Source organism: Streptomyces griseoviridis (assembly GCF_005222485.1).
Taxonomy (GTDB): domain Bacteria; phylum Actinomycetota; class Actinomycetes; order Streptomycetales; family Streptomycetaceae; genus Streptomyces; species Streptomyces hintoniae.
On the sequence record NZ_CP029078.1, the window covers coordinates 5,307,821 to 5,330,526 of the forward strand.

Below are 22,706 nucleotides of genomic sequence, written 5' to 3' on the forward strand. Positions count from 1 at the left end.
GTCATGCTGATCCCCCGTAGGGTCAAGCACCGCAAGCAGCACCACCCGAAGCGCGACGGCGCTGCCAAGGGCGGCACGCAGGTTGCGTTCGGCGAGTACGGCATCCAGGCGCTCACCCCGGCGTATGTGACGAACCGCCAGATCGAGGCCGCTCGTATCGCCATGACGCGTCACATCAAGCGTGGTGGCAAGGTCTGGATCAACATCTACCCGGACCGTCCGCTCACCAAGAAGCCTGCCGAGACCCGCATGGGTTCCGGTAAGGGTTCGCCCGAGTGGTGGATCGCCAACGTCAAGCCCGGACGCGTGATGTTCGAGCTGTCGTACCCCAACGAGAAGATCGCCCGTGAGGCGCTGACCCGTGCGGCCCACAAGCTGCCGATGAAGTGCCGGATCGTCAAGCGCGAGGCAGGTGAAGCGTGATGTCGGCCGGTACCAAGGCGTCCGAGCTGCGCGAACTGGGTGACGAGGAGCTTCTCGCGAAGCTCCGCGAAGCCAAGGAAGAACTGTTCAATCTCCGCTTCCAGGCGGCGACCGGACAGCTCGAGAACCACGGTCGGCTCAAGGCCGTCCGCAAGGACATCGCGCGGATCTACACCCTGATGCGCGAGCGCGAGCTGGGCATCGAGACGGTGGAGAACGCCTGATGAGCGAGAACAACGTGACTGAGAACGCAGAAGCGCGCGGCTTCCGCAAGACCCGCGAGGGTCTCGTCGTCAGCGACAAGATGGACAAGACCGTCGTCGTCGCTGTCGAGGACCGCGTCAAGCACGCGCTGTACGGCAAGGTCATCCGCCGTACGAACAAGCTCAAGGCGCACGACGAGCAGAACGCTGCGGGCGTCGGCGACCGTGTCCTCCTCGCGGAGACCCGGCCGCTGAGCGCGACGAAGCGCTGGCGCATCGTCGAGATCCTCGAGAAGGCCAAGTAAATCTCCTGCGGGGCAAACCTCGCAGGACAGTTCCGCCAGGCTCCGGGAGCCGCTCCGCTGAGCGGCTCCCGGGGAACCGGCAGACACACAGGAGATAGACGTGATCCAGCAGGAGTCGCGACTGCGCGTCGCCGACAACACTGGTGCGAAGGAAATCCTTTGCATCCGTGTACTCGGTGGCTCCGGTCGCCGCTACGCGGGCATCGGTGACGTCATCGTCGCCACCGTCAAGGACGCGATCCCCGGTGGCAACGTGAAGAAGGGTGACGTCATCAAGGCGGTCATCGTTCGCACCGTCAAGGAGCGTCGCCGTCCGGACGGCTCGTACATCCGCTTCGACGAGAACGCCGCCGTCATTCTGAAGAACGACGGCGACCCTCGCGGCACCCGCATCTTCGGCCCGGTCGGGCGTGAGCTGCGCGAGAAGAAGTTCATGAAGATCATCTCGCTGGCTCCGGAGGTGCTGTAAGCATGAAGATCAAGAAGGGCGACCTGGTCCAGGTCATCACCGGTAAGGACAAGGGCAAGCAGGGCAAGGTCATCGCGGCCTTCCCCCGCGAGGACCGCGTCCTGGTCGAGGGTGTCAACCGGGTCAAGAAGCACACCAAGGCCGGTCCGACCGCTCGCGGTTCGCAGGCCGGCGGCATCGTCACCACCGAGGCGCCGATCCACGTCTCCAACGTCCAGCTGGTCGTGGAGAAGGACGGCAACAAGGTTGTCACGCGTGTCGGTTACCGCTTCGACGACGAGGGCAACAAGATCCGCGTTGCCAAGCGGACGGGTGAGGACATCTGATGGCTACCACCACCACTCCGCGTCTCAAGACGAAGTACCGCGAGGAGATCGCGGGCAAGCTGCGTGACGAGTTCAAGTACGAGAACGTCATGCAGATCCCCGGCCTCGTCAAGATCGTGGTCAACATGGGTGTCGGCGACGCCGCCCGTGACTCGAAGCTGATCGAGGGCGCGATCCGCGACCTGACCACCATCACGGGTCAGAAGCCGGCCGTCACCAAGGCCCGTAAGTCCATCGCGCAGTTCAAGCTGCGTGAGGGCCAGCCGATCGGTGCCCACGTCACGCTCCGTGGCGACCGCATGTGGGAGTTCCTGGACCGCACCCTGTCGCTGGCGCTCCCGCGCATCCGCGACTTCCGCGGCCTGTCCCCCAAGCAGTTCGACGGCCGTGGCAACTACACCTTCGGTCTCACGGAGCAGGTCATGTTCCACGAGATCGACCAGGACAAGATCGACCGCGTCCGGGGTATGGACATCACCGTGGTCACCACGGCGACCAACGACGCTGAGGGCCGCGCGCTCCTTCGTCACCTCGGCTTCCCGTTCAAGGAGGCGTGAGCGAGATGGCGAAGAAGGCTCTGATCGCTAAGGCTGCTCGCAAGCCCAAGTTCGGGGTGCGGGGCTACACGCGCTGCCAGCGCTGCGGCCGTCCGCACTCCGTGTACCGCAAGTTCGGCCTCTGCCGCGTGTGCCTTCGTGAGATGGCTCACCGTGGCGAGCTGCCGGGCGTGACCAAGAGCTCCTGGTAGTCCCGGTAATCCGGAACTAGCAGGGCTCTCGGTAAGCATCTGGGTGGACAGGGGCCCATCCCCGCATGCATTAGGCTTGCGGGGTTGGGCGCCTGTCACGCCCGTACGACTTACTACGCCGTAGGTCCACCGCGCCGCACCCGTCCCGTCTCGGATCGGGGAGAGGGATGGCGCACCAGGAAACCCCGGCGAGAGAGGCCGAAGGCCAATTCATGACCATGACTGATCCGATCGCAGACATGCTGACCCGTCTGCGGAACGCGAACTCGGCATACCACGACTCCGTGACGATGCCGGCGTCCAAGATCAAGTCTCACATCGCGGAGATCCTCCAGCAGGAGGGCTTCATCACGGGCTGGAAGGTCGAGGACGCCGAGGTCGGCAAGAGCCTCGTCCTGGAGCTGAAGTTCGGCCCCAACCGTGAGCGCTCCATCGCGGGCATCAAGCGGATCTCCAAGCCCGGTCTCCGGGTGTACGCGAAGTCCACCAGCTTGCCGAAGGTGCTCGGCGGCCTGGGCGTGGCGATCATCTCCACGTCGCACGGGCTCCTCACTGACAAGCAGGCCGGCAAGAAGGGCGTGGGTGGGGAAGTCCTCGCCTACGTCTGGTAGCGGAAGGGAACGGAGGAAACAGCTATGTCGCGTATTGGCAAGCTCCCCATCACGGTTCCCGCCGGCGTGGACGTCACCATCGACGGCCGTACGGTCGCGGTCAAGGGCCCCAAGGGCTCTCTGACCCACACCGTTGCCGCGCCGATCGACATCGCCAAGGGTGAGGACGGCGTTCTCAACGTCACCCGCCCCAACGACGAGCGTCAGAACAAGGCCCTGCACGGCCTGTCCCGCACGCTGGTGGCGAACATGATCACCGGCGTGACCCAGGGTTACGTGAAGAAGCTCGAAATCAGCGGTGTCGGTTACCGCGTGACGGCCAAGGGTTCGAACCTCGAGTTCGCTCTCGGCTACAGCCACCCGATCACCGTCGAGGCGCCCGAGGGAATCACCTTCAAGGTGGAGACCCCGACCCGCTTCCAGGTCGAGGGCATCGACAAGCAGAAGGTCGGCGAGGTTGCGGCCAACATCCGCAAGCTGCGCAAGCCCGACCCGTACAAGGCCAAGGGTGTCAAGTACGAGGGCGAAGTCATCCGCCGCAAGGTCGGAAAGGCGGGTAAGTAAGCCATGGCATACGGGCAGAAGATCCTGAAGGGCGACGCCTACAAGCGCGCCGCGATCAAGCGCCGTCACATCCGGATCCGCAAGCGGATCTCCGGTTCGGCGGAGCGCCCCCGTCTGGTCGTGACCCGCTCCAACCGCCACATCGTGGCCCAGGTGATCGACGACATCAAGGGTCACACCCTTGCGTCGGCGTCCACCCTGGACACCTCGATCCGCGGTGGCGAGGGCGACAAGTCGGCGCAGGCCAAGCAGGTCGGCGCCCTGGTCGCCGAGCGCGCCAAGGCCGCCGGCGTCGAGACTGTCGTATTCGACCGTGGTGGCAACCAGTACGCCGGGCGCATTGCCGCCCTGGCGGACGCCGCCCGCGAAGCCGGGCTCAATTTCTGAGCCTGCCGTAGCTAGCGGAAAAAGAGAGAGGTAATTCCAATGGCTGGACCCCAGCGCCGCGGTGGCGGTGCCGGTGGCGGCGAGCGGCGGGACCGGAAGGGCCGTGACGGCGGCGCTGCTGCCGCCGAGAAGACCGCGTACGTTGAGCGCGTTGTCGCGATCAACCGCGTCGCCAAGGTTGTGAAGGGTGGTCGTCGCTTCAGCTTCACCGCGCTGGTCGTGGTGGGCGATGGTGACGGCACCGTCGGTGTCGGATACGGCAAGGCCAAGGAGGTGCCGGCCGCCATCGCCAAGGGTGTTGAGGAGGCCAAGAAGCACTTCTTCAAGGTCCCCCGCATCCAGGGCACCATCCCGCACCCCATCCAGGGTGAGAAGGCTGCCGGCGTCGTCCTGCTCAAGCCCGCGTCCCCCGGTACCGGCGTCATCGCCGGTGGCCCGGTGCGTGCGGTGCTCGAGTGCGCCGGTATCCACGACATCCTGTCGAAGTCGCTCGGCTCCGACAACGCGATCAACATCGTGCACGCGACCGTGGCGGCCCTCAAGGGCCTGCAGCGTCCCGAGGAGGTCGCGGCCCGCCGCGGTCTGCCCCTCGAGGACGTCGCCCCCGCGGCTCTCCTTCGTGCACGTGCCGGGGCGGGTGCGTAATGGCTCGCCTCAAGGTCACGCAGACGAAGTCGTACATCGGTAGCAAGCAGAACCACCGTGACACCCTGCGGTCGCTTGGTCTCAAGGGGATCAACACCGTGGTCGTCAAGGAGGACCGCCCCGAGTTCCGCGGAATGGTGCACACCGTCCGCCACCTCGTGACGGTCGAGGAGGTCGACTGATCATGGCGGAGAACAACCCGCTCAAGATCCACAACCTCCGTCCCGCCCCGGGCGCCAAGACCGCGAAGACCCGTGTCGGTCGTGGTGAGGCGTCGAAGGGTAAGACGGCCGGTCGTGGTACCAAGGGCACGAAGGCCCGTTACCAGGTTCCGGAGCGCTTCGAGGGTGGCCAGATGCCCCTCCACATGCGTCTCCCGAAGCTGAAGGGCTTCAAGAACCCGTTCAAGACCGAGTTCCAGGTTGTCAACCTCGACAAGCTGGCCTCGCTCTACCCCGAGGGTGGCGAGGTCACCGTCGAGGGTCTGGTGGCCCGGGGCGCCGTTCGCAAGAACAGCCTCGTCAAGGTCCTCGGACAGGGCGAGATCTCCGTGGCGCTGCAGGTGACGGTTGACGCCGTCTCCGGCTCCGCCAAGGAGAAGATCACCGCCGCGGGCGGTACTGTCACCGAGCTCGTCTGAGCACGATGACGTGAGCGATCCCGACCGGGGATACCCCATAACGGGGTATCCCCGGTTGGTCGTTCCACGGGGGCGGCCTCGCCGGTAAGGTGGCCTGCGCTGTTCTTTTCCTTATTCGTCGAACCTCAAGACCGTCACCCTTGACGCAGTTGCGCGGGGGTCGCAGGAGGCACCGTGCTCACCGCGTTCGCCCGGGCGTTCAGGACGCCCGACCTGCGCAAGAAACTCCTCTTCACGCTCGGCATCATCGTGGTGTACCGGGTCGGTACCCACGTCCCGATCCCCGGCGTCAACTACACGGCCGTCCAACAGTGTGTGGACGAGGCGTCCGGCAACCAGGGCCTCTTCGGTCTCGTCAACATGTTCAGCGGCGGCGCGCTGCTCCAGATCACGATCTTCGCGCTGGGCATCATGCCGTACATCACGGCGAGCATCATTCTCCAGCTGCTGACCGTGGTGATCCCGCGCCTCGAAGCCCTCAAGAAGGAGGGACAGGCCGGCACGGCGAAGATCACGCAGTACACGCGTTATCTGACCGTGGCGCTCGCCATCCTCCAGGGCACCGGCCTGGTGGCCACCGCCCGCAGCGGCGCGCTGTTCTCCGGCTGCACGGTCGCGTCGGGCATCGTCCCGGACCAGGCGATCTTCACCACCATCACCATGGTCATCTGCATGACCGCCGGTACGGCCGTCGTCATGTGGCTGGGCGAGCTGATCACCGACCGCGGTATCGGCAACGGCATGTCGATCCTCATGTTCATCTCGATCGCCGCGACCTTCCCGTCCGCGCTGTGGGCCATCAAGAAGCAGGGCAACCTGGCCGACGGCTGGATCGAGTTCGGGACCGTGATCCTCGTCGGTCTTGTCATGGTCGGCCTGGTGGTCTTCGTCGAGCAGGCCCAGCGCCGCATTCCGGTCCAGTACGCGAAGCGCATGATCGGACGCCGTTCCTACGGCGGTACCTCGACGTACATCCCCCTGAAGGTCAACCAGGCGGGTGTCATCCCGGTCATCTTCGCGTCGTCGCTGCTCTACATCCCGGCGCTGGTCGCGCAGTTCTCCAGCGGCAACTCCGGCTGGAAGACCTGGGTCGAGCAGAACCTGACCAAGGGTGACCATCCGATCTACCTGGTCAGCTACTTCCTGCTGATCGTTTTCTTCGCGTTCTTCTACGTTGCGATCTCCTTCAACCCCGAAGAAGTCGCCGACAACATGAAGAAGTATGGTGGCTTCATCCCGGGCATCCGGGCTGGCCGACCGACCGCTGAGTACCTGTCGTACGTGCTCAACCGGATCACCTGGCCGGGTTCGCTGTACTTGGGGCTGATCGCTCTTGTGCCAACGATGGCGTTGGTCGGGTTCGGGGCAACCGGTAACTTCCCGTTCGGCGGGACCAGCATCCTCATCATCGTGGGTGTCGGTCTCGAGACGGTGAAGCAGATCGAGAGCCAGCTTCAGCAGCGCAATTACGAAGGGTTCCTCCGCTGATGCGAATCGTTCTCGTCGGGCCGCCGGGTGCGGGAAAGGGCACGCAGGCCACGCGTCTCGCCGCGACGCTGCGTGTGCCGCACATCTCCACGGGCGACCTGTTCCGCGCCAACATCAGCCAGCAGACGGAGCTCGGGAAACTCGCGAAGTCCTACATGGACGCCGGCAACCTCGTACCCGACGAGGTCACCATCGCGATGGCGAAGGACCGCATGGAGCAGCCGGACGCCGAGAACGGCTTCCTGCTCGACGGTTTCCCGCGCAACGTCTCGCAGGCCGAGGCGCTCGACGAGCTGCTGAAGACCGAGGGCATCAAGCTGGAAGCGGTGCTCGACCTCGAGGTTCCCGAGGAGGAGGTCGTGAAGCGGATCGCCGGTCGGCGCATCTGCCGTAACGACTCCGCACACGTTTTCCACGTCACGTACAGCAAGCCGAAGCAGGAGGGCGTCTGCGACGTCTGCGGCGGCGAGCTGTACCAGCGCGACGACGACTCCGAGGAGACCGTCCGCAAGCGGCTCGAGGTCTACCACTCGCAGACCGAGCCGATCATCGACTACTACAAGGCGCAGGGGCTGGTCGTCACGATCTCCTCGCTGGGCCCGGTGGACGAGGTCACGCGGCGGGCCCTCGAGGCCCTCAAGCGCGAGGACGCCGGCAAGTAGCCGTCGAGCTTCGAACCGGCCGTGACGCCCCGCGGGGCGTCACGGCCGTAGTGTTGTGTACATACCGGTTGTCGTGAGTGACGGAGAGCGCAGGCCCCCCATGGTGCAGATCAAGACCCCCGAGCAGATCGCCAAGATGCGGGCGGCGGGGCTGGTCGTCGCCGCGATCCACGCCGCGACCCGTGAGGCGGCCGTACCCGGTGCCACCACGAAGGACCTGGACCAGGTGGCCCGCAAGGTCCTCGCCGACCACGGGGCGAAGCCCAACTTCCTCGGCTACGGCGGGTTCCCGGCGACCATCTGCACCTCGGTGAACGAGGTCGTGGTGCACGGCATCCCGTCCGACGAGGTCGTCCTCAAGGACGGCGACATCATCTCCATCGACTGCGGCGCGATCATCGAGGGCTGGCACGGCGACGCCGCGATCACCGCCTTCGTGGGCTCGGGGCACGCTCCCGAGCTGCTGGAGCTGTCCCGGGTGACCGAGGAGTCGATGTGGGCCGGCATCGCGGCCATGAAGCAGGGCAACCGGCTGGTCGACGTCTCCCGGGCGATCGAGACGTACATCCGCCGCCAGCCGAAGCCGGGCGGCGGCAAGTACGGGATCATCGAGGACTACGGCGGCCACGGCATCGGCACCGAGATGCACATGGACCCGCATCTGCTGAACTACGTCGACCGCCGCCGCGGCAAGGGCCCCAAGCTGGTCCCCGGCTTCTGCCTGGCCATCGAACCGATGGTCTCCCTCGGCACCCCGCGCACCGAGGTCCTCTCGGACGACTGGACGGTCATCACGACGGACGGCACCTGGTCCTCGCACTGGGAGCACTCGGTGGCGCTGACGGAGGCGGGGCCGCTGGTGCTGACGTCGCCGGACGGCGGCCGGGCGAAGCTGGCGGAACTGGGCGTGGAGGCGGCGCCTGATCCGCTGGGCTGAGGGTGGGGTCGGGCGAGTGCCGGTGGAGACGTCGGTGGCGTCGGGGCGGTGACTGCAAGCGGTCACGGTCGTCGCCGGTCGGAGGCCGGCGCAGCCTCGCGAAGCTTGTGAGGCGCCCTGGCGCCGATCCCGCGAGCGGGGCGTCGAGGAGCGGTCGACTGGACGGTCATCACGACGGACGGCACCTGGTCCTCGCACTGGGAGCACTCGGTGGCGCTGACGGAGGCGGGGCCGCTGGTGCTGACGTCTCCGGACGGCGGCGGGGCGAAGCTGGCGGAACTGGGCGTGGAGGCGGCGCCTGATCCGCTGGCGTGAGGGGCCTCGCTCGGTGGCCTGTGCGCGCCCGTGTGTCCCGGTGGTCGACGTCGCGGGCGCTCGTCCCTTTCGCGGCAGTGTGGTGCCCTGCGTGCGTAATGATCTACGCCTTGGGGCATCCTTTCCCGATTCGTCTTTCCGGGTGCGCTGACGTAGACTGACTCGTCGGCTCTCGTGCACCCGCATGTCCGCATGCGCCCCTCGGGGAAAACGCAGGTGAGTCGATCAAGGTAGTCGATTCGAAGGGCGAAGCGTGGCCAAGAAGCAAGGTGCCATCGAGATCGAGGGCACTGTCGTCGAGTCTCTTCCGAACGCCATGTTCAAGGTCGAGCTCCAGAACGGCCACCAGGTCCTGGCACACATCAGCGGCAAGATGCGGATGCACTACATCCGTATCCTCCCTGACGACCGGGTCGTGGTGGAGTTGTCTCCGTACGACCTGACGCGTGGCCGGATCGTCTACCGCTACAAGTAGATCTTGCCCGCATCCCGTTTCGGCGGGGTGGTGGCACTGACCCGGAGAACCTCAATCCCATGAAGGTCAAGCCGAGCGTCAAGAAGATCTGCGACAAGTGCAGGGTGATCCGCCGTCACGGTCGGGTCATGGTCATCTGCGAGAACCCGCGCCACAAGCAGCGCCAGGGCTGACGCACGATCGACCTCACCCTCTGCATCGACATCGCAGAGATTCGCACGACGCGAGCTGAACATGTTCATACGCGGATCCCAGGCGCCCTGTCGCGCCTGACACCCCCGGCTCGGAGGCCGGGGACCCAGTTCGTACCTGGTACGGCGGCTGGGAGCCGGTTCTGCGGAAGACCTCCGAAGATCACCAGGAGCCATTGAATGGCACGCGTTTCCGGTGTTGACATCCCGCGCGAAAAGCGCGTGGAGGTCGCCCTGACCTATGTGTTCGGCATTGGCCGGACGCTCTCCCAGCTGACGCTGGCCGAGACCGGCATCGACCCGAACACCCGCGTTCGCGACCTCTCCGAGGAGCAGCTCGTCGCGATCCGCGAGTACGTCGACAACAACATCAAGACCGAGGGTGACCTCCGTCGCGAGATCCAGGCCGACATCCGCCGCAAGGTCGAGATCGGGTGCTACCAGGGTCTCCGTCACCGTCGTGGTCTGCCCGTCCGCGGTCAGCGCACCAGCACGAACGCCCGTACCCGCAAGGGCCCGCGTCGCGCCATCGCCGGCAAGAAGAAGCCGGGCAAGAAGTAGTCCGCAGCGGACACGCCGTCCAGCGGTCTTCGCTGTAGGACCGACCACCTCCCGTAGGAGATATAGATGCCCCCCAAGGGTCGTCAGGGCGCTGCCAAGAAGGTGCGCCGCAAGGAAAAGAAGAACGTCGCTCACGGCCACGCGCACATCAAGAGCACGTTCAACAACACGATCGTCTCGATCACGGACCCGTCCGGCAACGTGATCTCCTGGGCCTCCGCCGGCCACGTGGGCTTCAAGGGCTCGCGCAAGTCGACGCCGTTCGCCGCGCAGATGGCCGCCGAGTCGGCTGCCCGCCGCGCTCAGGAGCACGGCATGCGCAAGGTCGACGTCTTCGTGAAGGGCCCGGGTTCCGGTCGCGAGACCGCCATCCGCTCCCTCCAGGCCACCGGCCTCGAGGTCGGCTCGATCCAGGACGTCACGCCGACCCCGCACAACGGCTGCCGTCCCCCCAAGCGCCGCCGCGTCTGACGCTGCGCGTTTCGGACTGAGGTTTCCGGGCGGTACGGCTCCGTAAAAGGGTCGTGCCGCCCGTACCCTTGCTGTACAGAGTCGGGCGTCAAATAGCGGGCGCCCCTGACTGAAGGATTCACACCATGCTGATCGCTCAGCGTCCGTCGCTGACCGAAGAGGTCGTCGACGAGTTCCGCTCCCGGTTCGTGATCGAGCCGCTGGAGCCGGGCTTCGGTTACACCCTCGGCAACTCCCTCCGCCGTACCCTCCTGTCGTCGATCCCCGGTGCGGCGGTCACGTCCATCCGCATCGACGGCGTCCTGCACGAGTTCACCACCGTGCCGGGCGTCAAGGAGGACGTCACCGACCTGATCCTCAACATCAAGCAGCTGGTCGTCTCCTCGGAGCACGACGAGCCGGTCGTGATGTACCTGCGCAAGCAGGGTCCCGGTCTGGTCACCGCCGCCGACATCGCGCCCCCGGCCGGTGTCGAGGTCCACAACCCCGACCTCGTCCTCGCCACGCTCAACGGCAAGGGCAAGCTGGAGATGGAGCTGACGGTCGAGCGCGGCCGCGGTTACGTCTCCGCCGTGCAGAACAAGCAGGTCGGTCAGGAGATCGGGCGCATCCCGGTCGACTCGATCTACTCGCCGGTCCTCAAGGTCACGTACAAGGTCGAGGCGACGCGTGTCGAGCAGCGCACCGACTTCGACAAGCTGATCGTCGACGTCGAGACCAAGCAGGCGATGCGTCCCCGTGACGCCATGGCCTCCGCCGGTAAGACGCTGGTCGAGCTGTTCGGTCTCGCGCGCGAGCTGAACATCGACGCCGAGGGCATCGACATGGGCCCGTCCCCGACGGACGCCGCGCTCGCCGCCGATCTGGCGCTGCCGATCGAGGAGCTCGAGCTCACCGTCCGCTCGTACAACTGCCTCAAGCGTGAGGGCATCCACTCCGTGGGTGAACTGGTCGCGCGTTCCGAGGCGGACCTGCTCGACATCCGCAACTTCGGTGCGAAGTCCATCGACGAGGTCAAGGCGAAGCTCGCCGGCATGGGCCTCGCGCTGAAGGACTCGCCTCCCGGGTTCGACCCGACGGCCGCCGCCGACGCGTTCGGCGCGGACGACGACGCGGACGCCGGTTTCGTGGAGACCGAGCAGTACTGACCGATCGTGGCGCGGGTGCGCGGCGGCTGTCCGCACCGCTCCCTGCGCCTCTTCCGGGCACGCCCTCCGGGGCGCCGCCCGGATCTCCGACGGACGACCGTCCGCTCGGACACTGACCCCGGTACCTGATACGGCCGGGGCAGACATCTAGGAGAACACCATGCCGAAGCCTGCCAAGGGTGCCCGTCTGGGCGGCAGCGCCGCGCACGAGAAGCTGCTCCTCGCGAACCTCGCGAAGTCGCTGTTCGAGCACGGCCGGATCACCACCACCGAGGCGAAGGCCCGCCGGCTGCGGCCGTACGCCGAGCGTCTGGTGACCAAGGCGAAGAAGGGCGACCTTCACAACCGCCGTCAGGTTCTGCAGACCATCACGGACAAGGGTGTCGTCCACACCCTCTTCACCGAGATCGGCCCGCGGTACGAGAACCGTCCCGGTGGCTACACCCGCATCACCAAGATCGGTAACCGTCGTGGCGACAACGCGCCCATGGCCGTCATCGAGCTGGTCGAGGCCCTGACCGTCGCCCAGCAGGCGACCGGTGAGGCCGAGGCCGCCACGAAGCGCGCGGTCAAGGAAGACACCCTCAAGAAGGACGAGGCCGTCGAGGCCCCGGCCGACGAGAACGTCGAGGACGCGAAGCCGGCCGAGGAGTCCAAGGACGCCTGAGGCTCCGGCTGACGTCGACAGCGGGTTCGCCCTTCGGGGCGGGCCCGCTTTCGCGTACCTGAGAGGATGCGGGAGTGAGCGACGAAGTACAGCCCGGGTACGTCCGGGTACGCCTCGACCTGTCGTACGACGGGGGCGGGTTCCACGGCTGGGCCAAGCAGGCCGGCGGCAGACGGACCGTGCAGGGCGAGATCGAGGACGCGCTGCGGACGGTGACCAGGTCCAAGGACGGCACCCCGTTCGACCTGACCGTGGCCGGACGGACCGACGCGGGGGTGCACGCGCGCGGCCAGGTCGCGCACATCGACCTGCCGGGGGAGCTGTGGGCCGAGCACCGCGAGAAGCTGCTCAAGCGGCTCGCGGGGCGGCTGCCGAAGGACGTGCGGGTGTGGAGCCTCACCGAGGCCCCCGAGGGCTTCAACGCCCGTTTCTCGGCGATCTGGCGGCGCTACGCGTACCGGGTCACCGACCACCCGGGCGGCGTCGACCCGCTGCTGCGCGGCCATGTGCTCTGGCACGACTGGCCGCTCGACGTGGCCGCCATGAACGAGGCCGCCAGGCTGCTGCTGGGCGAGCACGACTTCGCCGCGTACTGCAAGAGGCGGGAGGGCGCCACCACCATCCGCACCCTCCAGGAGCTGAGCCTGGTGCGCGGGGACGACGGGATCGTCACGGCGACCGTGCGGGCCGACGCCTTCTGCCACAACATGGTGCGGTCCCTGATCGGGGCGCTGCTGTTCGTGGGGGACGGGCACCGGGGTCCCGAGTGGCCGGGGAAGGTCCTCGCGGCGGGGGTACGGGACTCGGCGGTGCACGTCGTGCGGCCGCACGGGCTGACCCTGGAAGAGGTCGGCTACCCCGCTGACGGGCTGCTGGCCGCGCGCAGCAAGGAGGCGCGCAACAAGCGTTCCCTGCCGACCGCGGGCTGCTGCTGAGCGGTCGGCGCCCGCGGACGCCGGTCTTCGCCGGTGTCCGTCTTCGCCGGCGTCGGCGCTCGCGGGCGCGGGCGCCGGTCGTCGTCAGCGGTTGGCGGCGGCCGACGCCTGGGCCTCGCCGCGGCGGTTGATCTGGCGGAAGGTGAACTCCGCCAGGTCGTCGCCGATCGAGAAGACCGGGGTGTCCTTGGTCGTGACGTCCTTGCCGTCGGTGAAACCGGCGATGGTGAAGTAGGCGTAGCGGCCCACCGAGTTGATGGTCGTGCGGCAGAGCGCGGAGGAGCAGAAGTCCTTCACGCCGTTGCCGGCGAGCGGCTTCACGAAGCCCTTCTTGTCCGACTGCGCCTTGGCCTTCGCCGCCTGCGCCTCGGTGTCGAAGACGGCCACCCCGACGGTGACCGCGGTGCCGTCCTTCGCGTACGTCGCCCGCATCAGGGTGGTGCAGCCGCTCGCGCCGAGGACCGCGGGCAGAGTGCCCTGGGAGGCCGTCGCGCAGTCCCCGGTGTCGGCGGTCGCGCCCTTCTTGTACACGGTCGAGCCCATGGTCAGCTGGGTGCCGGGGAAGAGCAGCTCCGCGCTGAGGGGCGCCGTGTCCTTGGCCTTGCTGGCGATGAAGTCCTTCGGGTCGAGCGGTGGCGCGGCGCTGGTCGGCGCGAAGGAGGGCGCGGTGCCGCCGCCGCCGGGCAGGGACGCCGTGGCCGGCAGCTGCGAGGTCGGCTTGCCGGCCTTCTGGTCGTCACCGCCCGCGGAGACGACGGCCATGGCGACGGCGGTGCCTATCGCGAGGGTGGCGACGGCACCGCCCCCTATCAGCAGCAGCCGTTTCTTGCGGTTGCGGCTCTCGGACGCCTCGGCGAGCGCGGCCCAGTCCGGGGTGCCGCCGTTGCCGTCGTCGGTCCACGGCTGCTGGGAGTGCGGTTTCCAGGGATCCCACTGGGACGGGGGTCCCCCCTGCTGCCCAAAGCTCATGGGCCGCATCTTAGACGGGGCACGGGGCGTGCTGGTGCGCCTCAACGGGGCTCGGAGGCCCTAGCGTTGCCCCGATGAATACCGGCAAAGGCGACATCTCCGGGTGGTTGGTACGGCGGGCCTCCTGGCATCTCTGGGCGGTCCTGGCGCTCGTCCTGGGCGGTGCCGTGGTCCGCACGGCCCGTGTGACCTCGGACGGAGGGATGGACAACGCCATCGTCGTGCGGGCCGCGCGGACCTGGCTGGCCGGGGGATCGCCGTATGACGATCCGCACTTCCTTTATTTGCCGAGCGCGGTCCTCGCGGCGGCCCCGCAGGCGCTGCTGCCGGTGTCGGTGCTGCGCGGTCTTGTGCCGGTCGCGGTGAGCGGCTGCCTGGTCCTCGGCTGGGGGTGCGCGCTGCGGCTGTACGGTGTGCCGCCGCGCAGCCGGTTCGCGGTGCTCGGGCTCACCGCGCTCGCGGCCGGCTTCGCGCCGTTCGGGCATCTGGTGCAGCTGGCGAACTGGACGGCGACGGCGGCCCTGGCGCTGCCGCTGGCCCTGCTGCTGGCCGGGCGGGGCCGCTGGACGGCGGCGGGCGTCGTGCTCGGCGCGGCCGTCGCGCTGAAGCCGCTGCTCGCGCCGGTGGCGCTGCTCCTCGTCTTCGCCCGGCGGCCGCGGGCCCTGGCGGCGCTGACCCTGGTGCCCGCCGTCACCTCGGTCGGGTCGGCGCTGCTGCTGCCCGACCCGCTGGGGTTCGTCACCCGCACCCTGCCGTTCCTGCTGCGCGGCGACGACGGCTTCGTCCGGCTCTACGAGGCGTCCCCCGCGGCCGTGCTGCCCCGGCTCGGGGTGCCGGAGGCGGTGGCGCAGGGTGTCGCGCTGCTGCTCTGCGCGGCCGGGGTGGGGTGCGCGTATCTGCGCTGGCGGCGCGGCGGTCCTGAGCCGCTGCGGCTGGCGGAGACGGCGGCGGGGCTGATGCTCTCGGCGTTCCTGGTCTCCCGGCCGTCCTACGACCACTATCTGCTGGTCGTGGTGCCGCTGCTGCTCGCCGGGCTCCCGTACGCCGGTTCGGCGGCCCGCACGCCCTGGTTCTGGCTGTCGCTCGCCCCGCAGCTGCCCGGCCTCGCGCTCCCCTATCCCGAGCCGTCGCAGCGCAGGGCCTTCAGGGACGCCCTCACCCTGCTCGCCCTGGCCGTGACCGTCGCCCGGCACAACGCGCGCCCCGGCCCGCTCCGGGCCCCCGACCCCTCCGCCGCTGGGCGTGTCGACCCCGGCGCGGGTAGGCTGAGCCCTGGCGGAGATCCCGCGTTTTGACCCGTCCGGGGCACCCCGGGTATTCTGCCTCTTCGTTGTGTATTGGCTTGCTCATTCTCACGGGACGGGCCCTTACACCGGTCCACCGGGCCGATGACCAGCGACCCACGTACGCGGTATGCGTCACCGCAGTGCGGTCCAGGCTGTCGTGATCGTTTCGGTGACCTGTTCAGGACCATTCACTCGAAGCGAAGGCTACGAACCGTGCGTACGTACAGCCCCAAGCCCGGCGATGTGACGCGCCAGTGGCACGTCATCGACGCCCAGGACATCGTCCTGGGTCGTCTCGCCACCACCGCCGCCACCCTTCTGCGGGGCAAGCACAAGCCGATCTACGCCCCCCACGTCGACGCTGGTGACTTCGTCATCATCATCAACGCGGACAAGGTGCACCTGTCCGGCAACAAGCGGACCCAGAAGATGGCGTACCGCCACTCGGGTTACCCGGGTGGTCTGCGCTCCGTCCGTTACGACGAGCTGCTCGACAAGAACCCCGAGAAGGCCGTCGAGAAGGCCGTCAAGGGCATGCTCCCCAAGAACACCCTGGGCCGTCAGATGCTCACCAAGCTGAAGGTCTACTCGGGCGACCAGCACCCGCACGCTGCGCAGCAGCCGGTGCCGTTCGAGATCACCCAGGTCGCGCAGTAGTTCCGGCCACCCCCTAAGACTGAAACAGAATCTGAGGAGCATCGTGGCCGAGACCACTGCCGAGCAGCCGCTCGAAGAGATCGAGATCGACAGCTACACCACGGAGTCGGACGTTCCCGTCGAGGGCGAGTACACCTCCGAGTCCCTCGCGTCCCGCTTCGGCGAGCCCCAGCCGGCCGCCGGCCTGGGCCGTCGCAAGAACGCCATCGCCCGCGTCCGGATCGTCCCGGGCACCGGCAAGTGGAAGATCAACGGTCGCACCCTTGAGGACTACTTCCCCAACAAGGTGCACCAGCAGGAAGTCAACGAGCCCTTCAAGGTGCTCGAGCTCGAGGGCCGCTACGACGTCGTCGCCCGCATCTCCGGTGGCGGTGTCTCCGGTCAGGCCGGCGCCCTGCGCCTCGGTGTGGCCCGCGCGCTGAACGAGGCCGACGTGGACAACAACCGCGCCCCCCTCAAGAAGGCCGGCTTCCTCAAGCGCGACGACCGTGCGGTCGAGCGCAAGAAGGCCGGTCTGAAGAAGGCCCGTAAGGCCCCGCAGTACAGCAAGCGCTAAACACAGCTGCTGCTCTGTACCCCGAACGCCCCGGCGGCACGCCACTGTGCCGCCGGGGCGTTCGTTTATCGCTGGCTTGGGCGTATAACGGCACAAGATGCTCAAAGGCTGGTGTGATCGCATGTTCACACATGGCAGGTCCGGGATGCGGGAGCCGTGCATCCCGGACTCACGCTTCCTCAAGGAGGACAAGTGGGACGACTCTTCGGCACGGACGGCGTGCGCGGCGTCGCCAACGCGGATCTGACCGCGGAGATGGCGCTCGGCCTCTCCGTGGCCGCGGCGCACGTACTCGCCGAGGCGGGCACCTTCGAGGGCCACCGGCCGAAGGCCATCGTCGGACGCGATCCGCGCGCGTCCGGGGAGTTCCTGGAGGCGGCCGTCGTCGCGGGCCTCGCCAGCGCCGGCGTGGACGTGCTGCGGGTCGGTGTGCTGCCGACGCCCGCGGTCGCCTATCTCACCGGCGCGCTCGGCGCCGACCTCGGCGTGATGCTCTCCGCCAGCCACAACGCCATGCCCGACAACGGGGTGAAGTTCTTCGCGCGCGGCGGCCACAAGCTCGCCGACGAGCTGGAGGACCGGATCGAGTACATCTACGACGAGCACCGGCGCGGCGAGCCCTGGCAGCGGCCCACCGGGTCGGGCGTCGGCCGGGTGCGCTCCTACGACGAGGGGTTCGACCAGTACGTCGCCCACCTCATCGGCGTGCTCCCGAACCGGCTCGACGGCCTGAAGATCGTCCTCGACGAGGCCCACGGCGCCGCCTCCCGGGTCTCGCCCGAGGCGTTCTCGCGGGCCGGTGCCGAGGTCATCACGATCGGCGCGGCCCCGGACGGGCTCAACATCAACGACGGCTGCGGCTCCACGCACCTGGGGCAGCTGAAGGCCGCGGTCGTCGAGCACGGCGCCGCGCTCGGCATCGCGCACGACGGTGACGCCGACCGGTGTCTCGCCGTGGACCACACGGGCGCGGAGGTCGACGGCGACCAGATCCTCGCGGTCCTCGCGCTCGACATGCGGGAACGTTCCGCTCTGCGGTCCGACACCGTCGTCGCGACGGTCATGTCGAACCTCGGCTTCAAGCTGGCGCTGGAGCGGGAGGGGCTGAAGCTCGTCCAGACCGGGGTCGGGGACCGTTACGTGCTGGAGGAGATGAAGCAGCACGGGTACGCGCTCGGCGGCGAGCAGTCCGGGCACGTGATCATCCTCGACCACGCGACGACGGGGGACGGGACGCTGACCGGGCTGATGCTCGCGGCGCGGGTCGCCGCCACGGGGACGCCGCTGCGGGAGCTGGCCGCGGTGATGGAGCGGCTGCCGCAGGTGCTGGTGAACGTGCCCGACGTGGACCGCGGGAAGGTGGGGACGTCGGCGGAGCTGGCGACCGCCGTCGCCGAGGCCGAGCGGGAGCTGGGGGAGACCGGGCGGGTGCTGCTGCGGCCCTCCGGGACCGAGCCGTTGGTGCGGGTGATGGTCGAGGCCGCGGACATCGAGCAGGCCCGTGCTGTGGCGGGGCGGCTGGCTGATGCGGTGAAGTCCGCGTTGGGGTAGTGAGCGGGGAGGGGGTGGGGGGTGCTGTGGTGGTTCGGCCGCGGGTGTGTTGTGGCTGGGCGCGCAGTTCCCCGCGCCCCTGGCGGGGTTGTGCTGATCCCAGGTGCTTGGTTCCCCGCGCCCCTGGTGGGTGGCTAGCGGGTGGTGGTGCTGGGTGGGCTTGTGCGGTGGCGTCTCCAGAGGTGTTTCTGGGCCAGCAGGGTCAGGGTGCCTGCCAGGGTGATGCCCGCCAGGTTCAGCAGGAGTTGTTCCGTGGAGCCCCAGGCCTGGCGGTACTCGTCGTAGGCGAAGGCCACCGCCGCGTTGGCCGCCGCCGGGATCGTCGTCACGGAGATCGCCACCCCCACCAGCGCGCCCGACTTCGACGACGTCAGGGAGAGGGTGCCGGCCACGCCCGCCAGGAGCGCCACGACGAAGGAGAACGCGTCGGGGCGGTAGATGAAGTTGGTGTTGGGGCGCTCCGCCTCCAACTGGACCCGGGTGAACTGGCCGAGGGCGTCCATGAGGTACGTGAAGCCGACCGTCACCGCCATCGCCACCGCGAACCCGGCCAGCAGGGCGATCAGTGAGCGCAGCGCGAGCCGCGGGGCCCGCTGGATCAGCGCGGTGCAGACGCCGGCGAGCGGGCCGAACTCGGGTCCCACGGCCATCGCGCCCACGATCAGGATCGCGTTGTCGAGGACCACGCCGCAGGCCGCGATCATCGTGGCCAGGGTGATGAACGCGAGGTAGGTGACGGAGAGCGTGGACTCCTCGTGGGTGGCCTCCGACAACTGCTCCCACAGGACCGCGTCCGCGCCCTCGCCCGGCGCGTCCTCCTCGGCCTGGTCGGCCCGCTCGGACAGCGACAGGTCGATCCCCTCGACGGCGATGGACCCGGTCCTGTCGAGGCCCAGGTCCCGCAGCCCGGCGAGGAGGTCGTCGGCCGCCTCGCGGGCGACGTCGCACAGGACCAGGTCGCCCGCCGGGTCGCGGGCCGCGCCCGGCAGCACCACCAGGTGGGCGGTGCCGACGGTCGCCCCGATCAGACGGACCACGTCGTCGGTCGTCCCGGACGGTGTGATCAGACGCAGATGCAGCATGCCGCTCATCTAACAGGCAGCGGCCGCGAGGACCACGGCCGGCCGGTCAGAGCTTGCGCAGCCGCAGCCGCTGCACCTTGTGGTCGGGGCCCTTGCGGATGACCAGGGTGGCCCGGCCGCGGGTGGGGGCGATGTTCTCCACCAGGTTGGGGAGGTTGATGGTGCGCCACTGGGTGCGCGCGTAGTCGAGGGCTTCTTCCTCGGAGACCTGGGTGTAGGTGCGGAAGTACGACGACGGGTCCTGGAACGCGGTGGCGCGCAGCTGGCGGAACCGGTTGAGGTACCACCGCTCGACGTCGTCGGGGTGGGCGTCGACGTACACGCTGAAGTCGAAGTAGTCGGCCAGGGCCACCCGGGTGCGGCCGTCCTGGCCCGGCAGCGCGGGCTGGAGGACGTTGAGGCCCTCGACGATCAGGATGTCGGGGCGGCGCACCACGAGCTTCTCGCCCGGGACGATGTCGTAGATCAGGTGGGAGTAGACGGGGGCCGTCACCTCGTCCTTGCCCGCCTTGATGTCGGCGACGAAGCGGGTGAGCGCGCGGCGGTCGTACGACTCGGGAAAACCTTTCCGCGCCATCAGGCCGCGCGCCTTCAGCTCCTTGGTCGGCAGCAGGAAGCCGTCGGTGGTGACGCGCTCCACCCTGGGGTGCTCGGGCCAGCGGGAGAGCAGCGCCTGGAGCAGCCGGGCGACGGTGGACTTGCCGCCCGCGACGGAACCCGCCACCCCTATGACGAACGGCGTCCCCGACTGGGAGCCCTTCTCGCCGAGGAAGGTGTTCAGGGCGCCGCGCAGGCCGTCGGTGGCGCCGACGTAGAGGTTGAGGAGCCGGGAGAGCGGGAGGTAGATGTCCCGCACCTCGTCGAGGTCGATGACATCGCCGAGGCCGCGCAGCTTCTCCACCTCGTCGGCGGTGAGCGGCAGCGGCGTCTTGTGCCGCAGCGCGCTCCACTCGGCTCGGGTGAGATCGACGTAGGGAGTCGCCTCCGGCCTGTGCCGGTGGGCGCTCCGGGGCATCGGGGAGACCGGAGAGATCACAGTCCATTGTTAACGGAGTTTGAACGGGGCGGAGGGTGGGGTCGGTCACGTCGGCCGAACGGCCGTCGCCATTTCCGGAATCGGGCACGACGTGCCGTGTTCTGACCGGGTCCGGCGCCTAGGCTGCCGCTCATGTGCGGAATTGTGGGATACGTGGGGTCGCAGTCGGCGCTTGACGTGGTGATGGCCGGACTGAAGCGGCTGGAGTACCGGGGGTACGACTCGGCGGGCGTGGCGGTGCCCGCGGACGGGGGGCTGGCCGCGGCGAAGCGGGCGGGCAAGCTCGTCAACCTGGAGAAGGAACTGCTGGAGCGGCCGCTGCCGAGCGGCTCGACGGGCATCGGGCACACCCGCTGGGCCACCCACGGCGGCCCGACCGACACCAACGCCCACCCGCATCTCGACAACGCGGGCCGGGTCGCCGTCGTCCACAACGGGATCATCGAGAACTTCGCGGCGCTCAGGGCCGAGCTGGCCGAGCGCGGGCACGACCTGGTCTCCGAGACCGACACCGAGGTCGTCGCGCACCTGCTCGCCGAGGAGTTCTCGGCGAGCGCCGACCTCGCCGAGGCGATGCGGCTGGTGTGCCGGCGGCTCGAAGGGGCGTTCACGCTGGTCGCGGTGCACGCCGACGAACCGGACGTGGTGGTCGGCGCCCGCCGCAACTCGCCGCTGGTGGTGGGCGTGGGGGAGGGCGAGTCGTTCCTCGCCTCCGACGTCGCCGCGTTCATCGCGCACACCCGCTCGGCGATCGAGCTGGGCCAGGACCAGGTGGTGGAGCTGCGCCGGGACGGCGTCACGGTGACCGGCTTCGACGGCACCCCGGCCGAGGTCCGCTCCTACCACGTCGACTGGGACGCGTCGGCGGCGGAGAAGGGCGGCTACGACTACTTCATGCTGAAGGAGATCGCCGAGCAGCCCAAGGCGGTCGCCGACACCCTGCTGGGCCGGATCGACGCGGCCGGGTCGCTGACCCTCGACGAGGTCAGGATCGGCGCCGCCGAACTGCGCGAGCTGGACAAGGTCGTGATCGTCGCGTGCGGGACGGCCTTCCACGCCGGTCTGATCGCCAAGTACGCGATCGAGCACTGGACGCGGCTGCCCTGCGAGGTGGAGCTGGCCAGCGAGTTCCGCTACCGGGACCCGATCCTCGACCCGCGGTCCCTGGTGATCGCGATCTCCCAGTCGGGCGAGACGATGGACACCCTGATGGCGGTGCGGCACGCCAGGGAGCAGGGCTCCAAGGTGCTGGCCATCTGCAACACCAACGGGTCGACGATCCCCCGGGAGTCCGACGCGGTGCTGTACACGCACGCGGGGCCCGAGGTCGCCGTCGCCTCCACGAAGGCGTTCCTGACGCAGCTCGTCGCCTGCTACCTCGTCGCGCTGTACCTGGGGCAGGTGCGGGGCACCAAGTGGGGCGACGAGATCCGCGCGGTGATCAGGGACCTGTCGCGGATCTCCGGCGCGGTCGAGCGGGTCCTGGAGACGATGGAGCCGGTGCGGGCGCTGGCCAGGTCGCTCGCCGGCAAGAAGACCGTGCTGTTCCTGGGGCGGCACGTGGGCTACCCGGTCGCCCTCGAGGGCGCGCTCAAGCTCAAGGAGCTGGCCTACATGCACGCGGAGGGGTTCGCGGCGGGCGAGCTGAAGCACGGGCCGATCGCCCTGATCGAGGAGGATCTGCCGGTGGTGGTGGTCGTTCCCTCGCCGCGCGGGCGGTCGGTGCTGCACGACAAGATCGTCTCCAACATCCAGGAGATCAGGGCGCGCGGTGCCCGCACGATCGTGATCGCGGAGGAGGGCGACGAGGCGGTCGTCCCGTACGCGGACCATCTGATCCGCGTCCCGGCCACGCCGACGCTGCTGCAACCGCTGGTCTCGACGGTCCCGTTGCAGGTCTTCGCCTGCGAGCTGGCCACGGCCCGCGGCAACGAGGTGGACCAGCCGCGCAACCTGGCGAAGTCCGTGACGGTGGAGTGAGCGGGGCGGCGCCGCGCGGATCGTAGGGTGCTCGGCATGAGCATCATCGGGGTCGGGATCGACGTCGCCGAGATCGAGCGGTTCGGGGCGTCGCTCGCGCGTACGCCCGCGCTCGCCGAGCGGCTTTTCGTGCGGAGCGAGTTGGTGTTGCCGAGCGGCGAACGGCGGGGCGTGGCCTCGCTCGCCGCCCGGTTCGCCGCCAAGGAGGCCCTCGCCAAGGCGCTCGGCGCACCGGCGGGGCTGCTGTGGACGGACGCGGAGGTGTTCGTCGAGGCGAGCGGACAGCCCCGGCTGCGGGTCTCGGGGACGGTGGCCGCCCGCGCCGCCGCCCTGGGGGTGCGGTCCTGGCACGTCTCGCTGAGCCATGACGCGGGCGTCGCCTCGGCGGTGGTCGTCGCGGAGGGCTAGCCGAAGGCGG

32 protein-coding genes and 1 pseudogene are annotated in these 22,706 nt (G+C 68.8%); 30 read left to right on the forward strand and 3 right to left on the reverse strand.

The genetic code is table 11. The annotated features are described in order from the left end of the window. The first annotated feature begins 3 nt into the window (after positions 1-3). The 24 genes and pseudogenes from rplP to truA all read left to right on the forward strand — a co-directional run bounded on the left by rplP (position 4) and on the right by truA (position 13,171). Positions 4-423, forward strand: coding sequence for a 50S ribosomal protein L16 (gene rplP, locus DDJ31_RS22945; protein WP_046732372.1), 420 nt, complete (start codon positions 4-6; stop codon positions 421-423). Further along, complete coding sequence (gene rpmC / locus DDJ31_RS22950) at positions 423-647, forward strand: 50S ribosomal protein L29 (protein WP_030831683.1); 225 nt, start codon at positions 423-425, stop codon at positions 645-647. Before rplP ends, rpmC begins: the two co-directional genes overlap by 1 nt. Then, positions 647-931 (forward strand): 30S ribosomal protein S17, encoded by a 285-nt coding sequence (gene rpsQ, locus DDJ31_RS22955; protein WP_093824859.1) that lies wholly within the window; start codon positions 647-649, stop codon positions 929-931. The genes rpmC and rpsQ overlap by 1 nt, the downstream gene beginning before the upstream one ends. A 100-nt stretch (positions 932-1,031) precedes the next feature. Continuing rightward, positions 1,032-1,400, forward strand: a complete 369-nt coding sequence (rplN, locus tag DDJ31_RS22960) for a 50S ribosomal protein L14 (RefSeq protein ID WP_003992364.1) — start codon at positions 1,032-1,034, stop codon at positions 1,398-1,400. A gap of 2 nt (positions 1,401-1,402) precedes the next feature. Further along, complete coding sequence (gene rplX / locus DDJ31_RS22965; protein ID WP_003992365.1) at positions 1,403-1,726, forward strand: 50S ribosomal protein L24; 324 nt, start codon at positions 1,403-1,405, stop codon at positions 1,724-1,726. Then, a complete protein-coding gene (rplE, locus tag DDJ31_RS22970; RefSeq protein ID WP_007494758.1) occupies positions 1,726-2,283 on the forward strand; it encodes a 50S ribosomal protein L5 in 558 nt (185 codons plus the stop codon). Before rplX ends, rplE begins: the two co-directional genes overlap by 1 nt. Positions 2,284-2,288: 5 nt before the next feature. Then, positions 2,289-2,474 (forward strand): type Z 30S ribosomal protein S14, encoded by a 186-nt coding sequence (locus DDJ31_RS22975; protein ID WP_003948630.1) that lies wholly within the window; start codon positions 2,289-2,291, stop codon positions 2,472-2,474. Between the two features lie 212 nt (positions 2,475-2,686). Continuing rightward, positions 2,687-3,085, forward strand: coding sequence for a 30S ribosomal protein S8 (gene rpsH, locus DDJ31_RS22980; RefSeq protein WP_057607912.1), 399 nt, complete (start codon positions 2,687-2,689; stop codon positions 3,083-3,085). 24 nt (positions 3,086-3,109) lie between these two features. Next, positions 3,110-3,649 (forward strand): 50S ribosomal protein L6, encoded by a 540-nt coding sequence (gene rplF / locus DDJ31_RS22985; RefSeq protein ID WP_127178482.1) that lies wholly within the window; start codon positions 3,110-3,112, stop codon positions 3,647-3,649. A gap of 3 nt (positions 3,650-3,652) precedes the next feature. Further along, positions 3,653-4,036: a 50S ribosomal protein L18 gene (rplR, locus tag DDJ31_RS22990; RefSeq protein WP_127178481.1), complete on the forward strand. Its 384-nt coding sequence runs from the start codon at positions 3,653-3,655 to the stop codon at positions 4,034-4,036. A gap of 39 nt (positions 4,037-4,075) precedes the next feature. Further along, positions 4,076-4,681, forward strand: a complete 606-nt coding sequence (rpsE, locus tag DDJ31_RS22995) for a 30S ribosomal protein S5 (RefSeq protein ID WP_007494753.1) — start codon at positions 4,076-4,078, stop codon at positions 4,679-4,681. Beyond that, positions 4,681-4,863, forward strand: coding sequence for a 50S ribosomal protein L30 (gene rpmD / locus DDJ31_RS23000; RefSeq protein ID WP_006376032.1), 183 nt, complete (start codon positions 4,681-4,683; stop codon positions 4,861-4,863). Before rpsE ends, rpmD begins: the two co-directional genes overlap by 1 nt. A gap of 2 nt (positions 4,864-4,865) precedes the next feature. Next, a complete protein-coding gene (rplO, locus tag DDJ31_RS23005; RefSeq protein ID WP_127178480.1) occupies positions 4,866-5,321 on the forward strand; it encodes a 50S ribosomal protein L15 in 456 nt (151 codons plus the stop codon). Between the two features lie 174 nt (positions 5,322-5,495). Next, positions 5,496-6,809 carry a preprotein translocase subunit SecY gene (gene secY / locus DDJ31_RS23010; protein ID WP_127178479.1) on the forward strand — a complete coding sequence of 438 codons (1,314 nt, stop codon included), beginning with the start codon at positions 5,496-5,498 and terminating at the stop codon, positions 6,807-6,809. Further along, a complete protein-coding gene (locus tag DDJ31_RS23015; RefSeq protein WP_127178478.1) occupies positions 6,809-7,471 on the forward strand; it encodes an adenylate kinase in 663 nt (220 codons plus the stop codon). Before secY ends, DDJ31_RS23015 begins: the two co-directional genes overlap by 1 nt. Positions 7,472-7,571: 100 nt before the next feature. Next, positions 7,572-8,408: a type I methionyl aminopeptidase gene (gene map, locus DDJ31_RS23020; protein ID WP_127178477.1), complete on the forward strand. Its 837-nt coding sequence runs from the start codon at positions 7,572-7,574 to the stop codon at positions 8,406-8,408. 156 nt (positions 8,409-8,564) lie between these two features. Continuing rightward, positions 8,565-8,723 (forward strand): annotated as a pseudogene (locus tag DDJ31_RS23025) (type I methionyl aminopeptidase); the annotation flags it as partial. A gap of 253 nt (positions 8,724-8,976) precedes the next feature. Beyond that, entirely contained in the window at positions 8,977-9,198 is a 222-nt protein-coding gene (gene infA / locus DDJ31_RS23030; protein WP_003948620.1) for a translation initiation factor IF-1, read from the forward strand. A 59-nt stretch (positions 9,199-9,257) separates the two neighbouring features. After that, positions 9,258-9,371, forward strand: coding sequence for a 50S ribosomal protein L36 (gene rpmJ / locus DDJ31_RS23035; protein WP_003998809.1), 114 nt, complete (start codon positions 9,258-9,260; stop codon positions 9,369-9,371). Positions 9,372-9,569: 198 nt separating this feature from the next. Next, the gene (rpsM, locus tag DDJ31_RS23040; RefSeq protein ID WP_037680379.1) at positions 9,570-9,950 is read left to right on the forward strand and encodes a 30S ribosomal protein S13; all 381 of its coding nucleotides are present in this window, start codon (positions 9,570-9,572) and stop codon (positions 9,948-9,950) included. 66 nt (positions 9,951-10,016) lie between these two features. Continuing rightward, positions 10,017-10,421: a 30S ribosomal protein S11 gene (gene rpsK, locus DDJ31_RS23045; protein ID WP_003956432.1), complete on the forward strand. Its 405-nt coding sequence runs from the start codon at positions 10,017-10,019 to the stop codon at positions 10,419-10,421. 125 nt (positions 10,422-10,546) lie between these two features. Continuing rightward, positions 10,547-11,569, forward strand: a complete 1,023-nt coding sequence (locus DDJ31_RS23050; RefSeq protein ID WP_003966937.1) for a DNA-directed RNA polymerase subunit alpha — start codon at positions 10,547-10,549, stop codon at positions 11,567-11,569. Positions 11,570-11,729: 160 nt separating this feature from the next. Next, positions 11,730-12,236 (forward strand): 50S ribosomal protein L17, encoded by a 507-nt coding sequence (rplQ, locus tag DDJ31_RS23055; RefSeq protein ID WP_127178476.1) that lies wholly within the window; start codon positions 11,730-11,732, stop codon positions 12,234-12,236. 74 nt (positions 12,237-12,310) lie between these two features. After that, positions 12,311-13,171, forward strand: a complete 861-nt coding sequence (truA, locus tag DDJ31_RS23060; RefSeq protein ID WP_127178475.1) for a tRNA pseudouridine(38-40) synthase TruA — start codon at positions 12,311-12,313, stop codon at positions 13,169-13,171. Between the two features lie 84 nt (positions 13,172-13,255). Here the strand turns inward: truA and DDJ31_RS23065 are convergent, their stop codons facing one another. Further along, on the reverse strand, positions 13,256-14,140 hold the full coding sequence (locus DDJ31_RS23065; RefSeq protein ID WP_127178474.1) for a hypothetical protein: 885 nt from the start codon (positions 14,138-14,140) through the stop codon (positions 13,256-13,258). Between the two features lie 74 nt (positions 14,141-14,214). On the opposite strand from DDJ31_RS23065, the gene DDJ31_RS23070 reads away from it, so the two are divergent. The 4 genes from DDJ31_RS23070 to glmM all read left to right on the forward strand — a co-directional run bounded on the left by DDJ31_RS23070 (position 14,215) and on the right by glmM (position 18,190). Then, positions 14,215-15,435, forward strand: a complete 1,221-nt coding sequence (locus DDJ31_RS23070; protein WP_127178473.1) for a glycosyltransferase family 87 protein — start codon at positions 14,215-14,217, stop codon at positions 15,433-15,435. Positions 15,436-15,639: 204 nt separating this feature from the next. Continuing rightward, the gene (gene rplM / locus DDJ31_RS23075) at positions 15,640-16,083 is read left to right on the forward strand and encodes a 50S ribosomal protein L13 (protein ID WP_093824879.1); all 444 of its coding nucleotides are present in this window, start codon (positions 15,640-15,642) and stop codon (positions 16,081-16,083) included. 43 nt (positions 16,084-16,126) lie between these two features. Next, positions 16,127-16,639, forward strand: coding sequence for a 30S ribosomal protein S9 (rpsI, locus tag DDJ31_RS23080; RefSeq protein WP_127178472.1), 513 nt, complete (start codon positions 16,127-16,129; stop codon positions 16,637-16,639). Between the two features lie 192 nt (positions 16,640-16,831). Continuing rightward, positions 16,832-18,190: a phosphoglucosamine mutase gene (gene glmM, locus DDJ31_RS23085; RefSeq protein WP_127178471.1), complete on the forward strand. Its 1,359-nt coding sequence runs from the start codon at positions 16,832-16,834 to the stop codon at positions 18,188-18,190. A 134-nt stretch (positions 18,191-18,324) separates the two neighbouring features. Here glmM and DDJ31_RS23090 read toward each other — a convergent pair whose 3' ends face one another. Together DDJ31_RS23090 and coaA are read right to left on the reverse strand one after the other, a co-directional pair. Beyond that, on the reverse strand, positions 18,325-19,272 hold the full coding sequence (locus tag DDJ31_RS23090; RefSeq protein ID WP_127178470.1) for a DUF389 domain-containing protein: 948 nt from the start codon (positions 19,270-19,272) through the stop codon (positions 18,325-18,327). 46 nt (positions 19,273-19,318) lie between these two features. After that, complete coding sequence (gene coaA / locus DDJ31_RS23095; protein WP_164784910.1) at positions 19,319-20,287, reverse strand: type I pantothenate kinase; 969 nt, start codon at positions 20,285-20,287, stop codon at positions 19,319-19,321. 153 nt (positions 20,288-20,440) lie between these two features. On the opposite strand from coaA, the gene glmS reads away from it, so the two are divergent. Then, positions 20,441-22,288, forward strand: coding sequence for a glutamine--fructose-6-phosphate transaminase (isomerizing) (gene glmS, locus DDJ31_RS23100; protein WP_127178468.1), 1,848 nt, complete (start codon positions 20,441-20,443; stop codon positions 22,286-22,288). A 36-nt stretch (positions 22,289-22,324) separates the two neighbouring features. After that, complete coding sequence (locus DDJ31_RS23105) at positions 22,325-22,696, forward strand: holo-ACP synthase (RefSeq protein ID WP_127178467.1); 372 nt, start codon at positions 22,325-22,327, stop codon at positions 22,694-22,696. Positions 22,697-22,706: the final 10 nt, after the last annotated feature.

What these genes read in the sequence shown, in the direction of transcription:
- rplP (WP_046732372.1), top strand. Translation starts at nt 4, where the DNA reads ATGCTGATCCCCCGTAGGGTCAAGCACCGCAAGCAGCACCACCCGAAG.
- rpmC (WP_030831683.1), top strand. Translation starts at nt 423, where the DNA reads ATGTCGGCCGGTACCAAGGCGTCCGAGCTGCGCGAACTGGGTGACGAG.
- rpsQ (WP_093824859.1), top strand. Translation starts at nt 647, where the DNA reads ATGAGCGAGAACAACGTGACTGAGAACGCAGAAGCGCGCGGCTTCCGC.
- rplX (WP_003992365.1), top strand. Translation starts at nt 1,403, where the DNA reads ATGAAGATCAAGAAGGGCGACCTGGTCCAGGTCATCACCGGTAAGGAC.
- rplE (WP_007494758.1), top strand. Translation starts at nt 1,726, where the DNA reads ATGGCTACCACCACCACTCCGCGTCTCAAGACGAAGTACCGCGAGGAG.
- DDJ31_RS22975 (WP_003948630.1), top strand. Translation starts at nt 2,289, where the DNA reads ATGGCGAAGAAGGCTCTGATCGCTAAGGCTGCTCGCAAGCCCAAGTTC.
- rpsH (WP_057607912.1), top strand. Translation starts at nt 2,687, where the DNA reads ATGACCATGACTGATCCGATCGCAGACATGCTGACCCGTCTGCGGAAC.
- rplF (WP_127178482.1), top strand. Translation starts at nt 3,110, where the DNA reads ATGTCGCGTATTGGCAAGCTCCCCATCACGGTTCCCGCCGGCGTGGAC.
- rplR (WP_127178481.1), top strand. Translation starts at nt 3,653, where the DNA reads ATGGCATACGGGCAGAAGATCCTGAAGGGCGACGCCTACAAGCGCGCC.
- rpsE (WP_007494753.1), top strand. Translation starts at nt 4,076, where the DNA reads ATGGCTGGACCCCAGCGCCGCGGTGGCGGTGCCGGTGGCGGCGAGCGG.
- rpmD (WP_006376032.1), top strand. Translation starts at nt 4,681, where the DNA reads ATGGCTCGCCTCAAGGTCACGCAGACGAAGTCGTACATCGGTAGCAAG.
- rplO (WP_127178480.1), top strand. Translation starts at nt 4,866, where the DNA reads ATGGCGGAGAACAACCCGCTCAAGATCCACAACCTCCGTCCCGCCCCG.
- DDJ31_RS23015 (WP_127178478.1), top strand. Translation starts at nt 6,809, where the DNA reads ATGCGAATCGTTCTCGTCGGGCCGCCGGGTGCGGGAAAGGGCACGCAG.
- map (WP_127178477.1), top strand. Translation starts at nt 7,572, where the DNA reads ATGGTGCAGATCAAGACCCCCGAGCAGATCGCCAAGATGCGGGCGGCG.
- rpmJ (WP_003998809.1), top strand. Translation starts at nt 9,258, where the DNA reads ATGAAGGTCAAGCCGAGCGTCAAGAAGATCTGCGACAAGTGCAGGGTG.
- rpsM (WP_037680379.1), top strand. Translation starts at nt 9,570, where the DNA reads ATGGCACGCGTTTCCGGTGTTGACATCCCGCGCGAAAAGCGCGTGGAG.
- rpsK (WP_003956432.1), top strand. Translation starts at nt 10,017, where the DNA reads ATGCCCCCCAAGGGTCGTCAGGGCGCTGCCAAGAAGGTGCGCCGCAAG.
- DDJ31_RS23050 (WP_003966937.1), top strand. Translation starts at nt 10,547, where the DNA reads ATGCTGATCGCTCAGCGTCCGTCGCTGACCGAAGAGGTCGTCGACGAG.
- rplQ (WP_127178476.1), top strand. Translation starts at nt 11,730, where the DNA reads ATGCCGAAGCCTGCCAAGGGTGCCCGTCTGGGCGGCAGCGCCGCGCAC.
- DDJ31_RS23065 (WP_127178474.1), bottom strand. Translation starts at nt 14,140, where the DNA reads ATGAGCTTTGGGCAGCAGGGGGGACCCCCGTCCCAGTGGGATCCCTGG.
- DDJ31_RS23070 (WP_127178473.1), top strand. Translation starts at nt 14,215, where the DNA reads ATGAATACCGGCAAAGGCGACATCTCCGGGTGGTTGGTACGGCGGGCC.
- DDJ31_RS23090 (WP_127178470.1), bottom strand. Translation starts at nt 19,272, where the DNA reads ATGCTGCATCTGCGTCTGATCACACCGTCCGGGACGACCGACGACGTG.
- coaA (WP_164784910.1), bottom strand. Translation starts at nt 20,287, where the DNA reads ATGCCCCGGAGCGCCCACCGGCACAGGCCGGAGGCGACTCCCTACGTC.
- glmS (WP_127178468.1), top strand. Translation starts at nt 20,441, where the DNA reads ATGTGCGGAATTGTGGGATACGTGGGGTCGCAGTCGGCGCTTGACGTG.
- DDJ31_RS23105 (WP_127178467.1), top strand. Translation starts at nt 22,325, where the DNA reads ATGAGCATCATCGGGGTCGGGATCGACGTCGCCGAGATCGAGCGGTTC.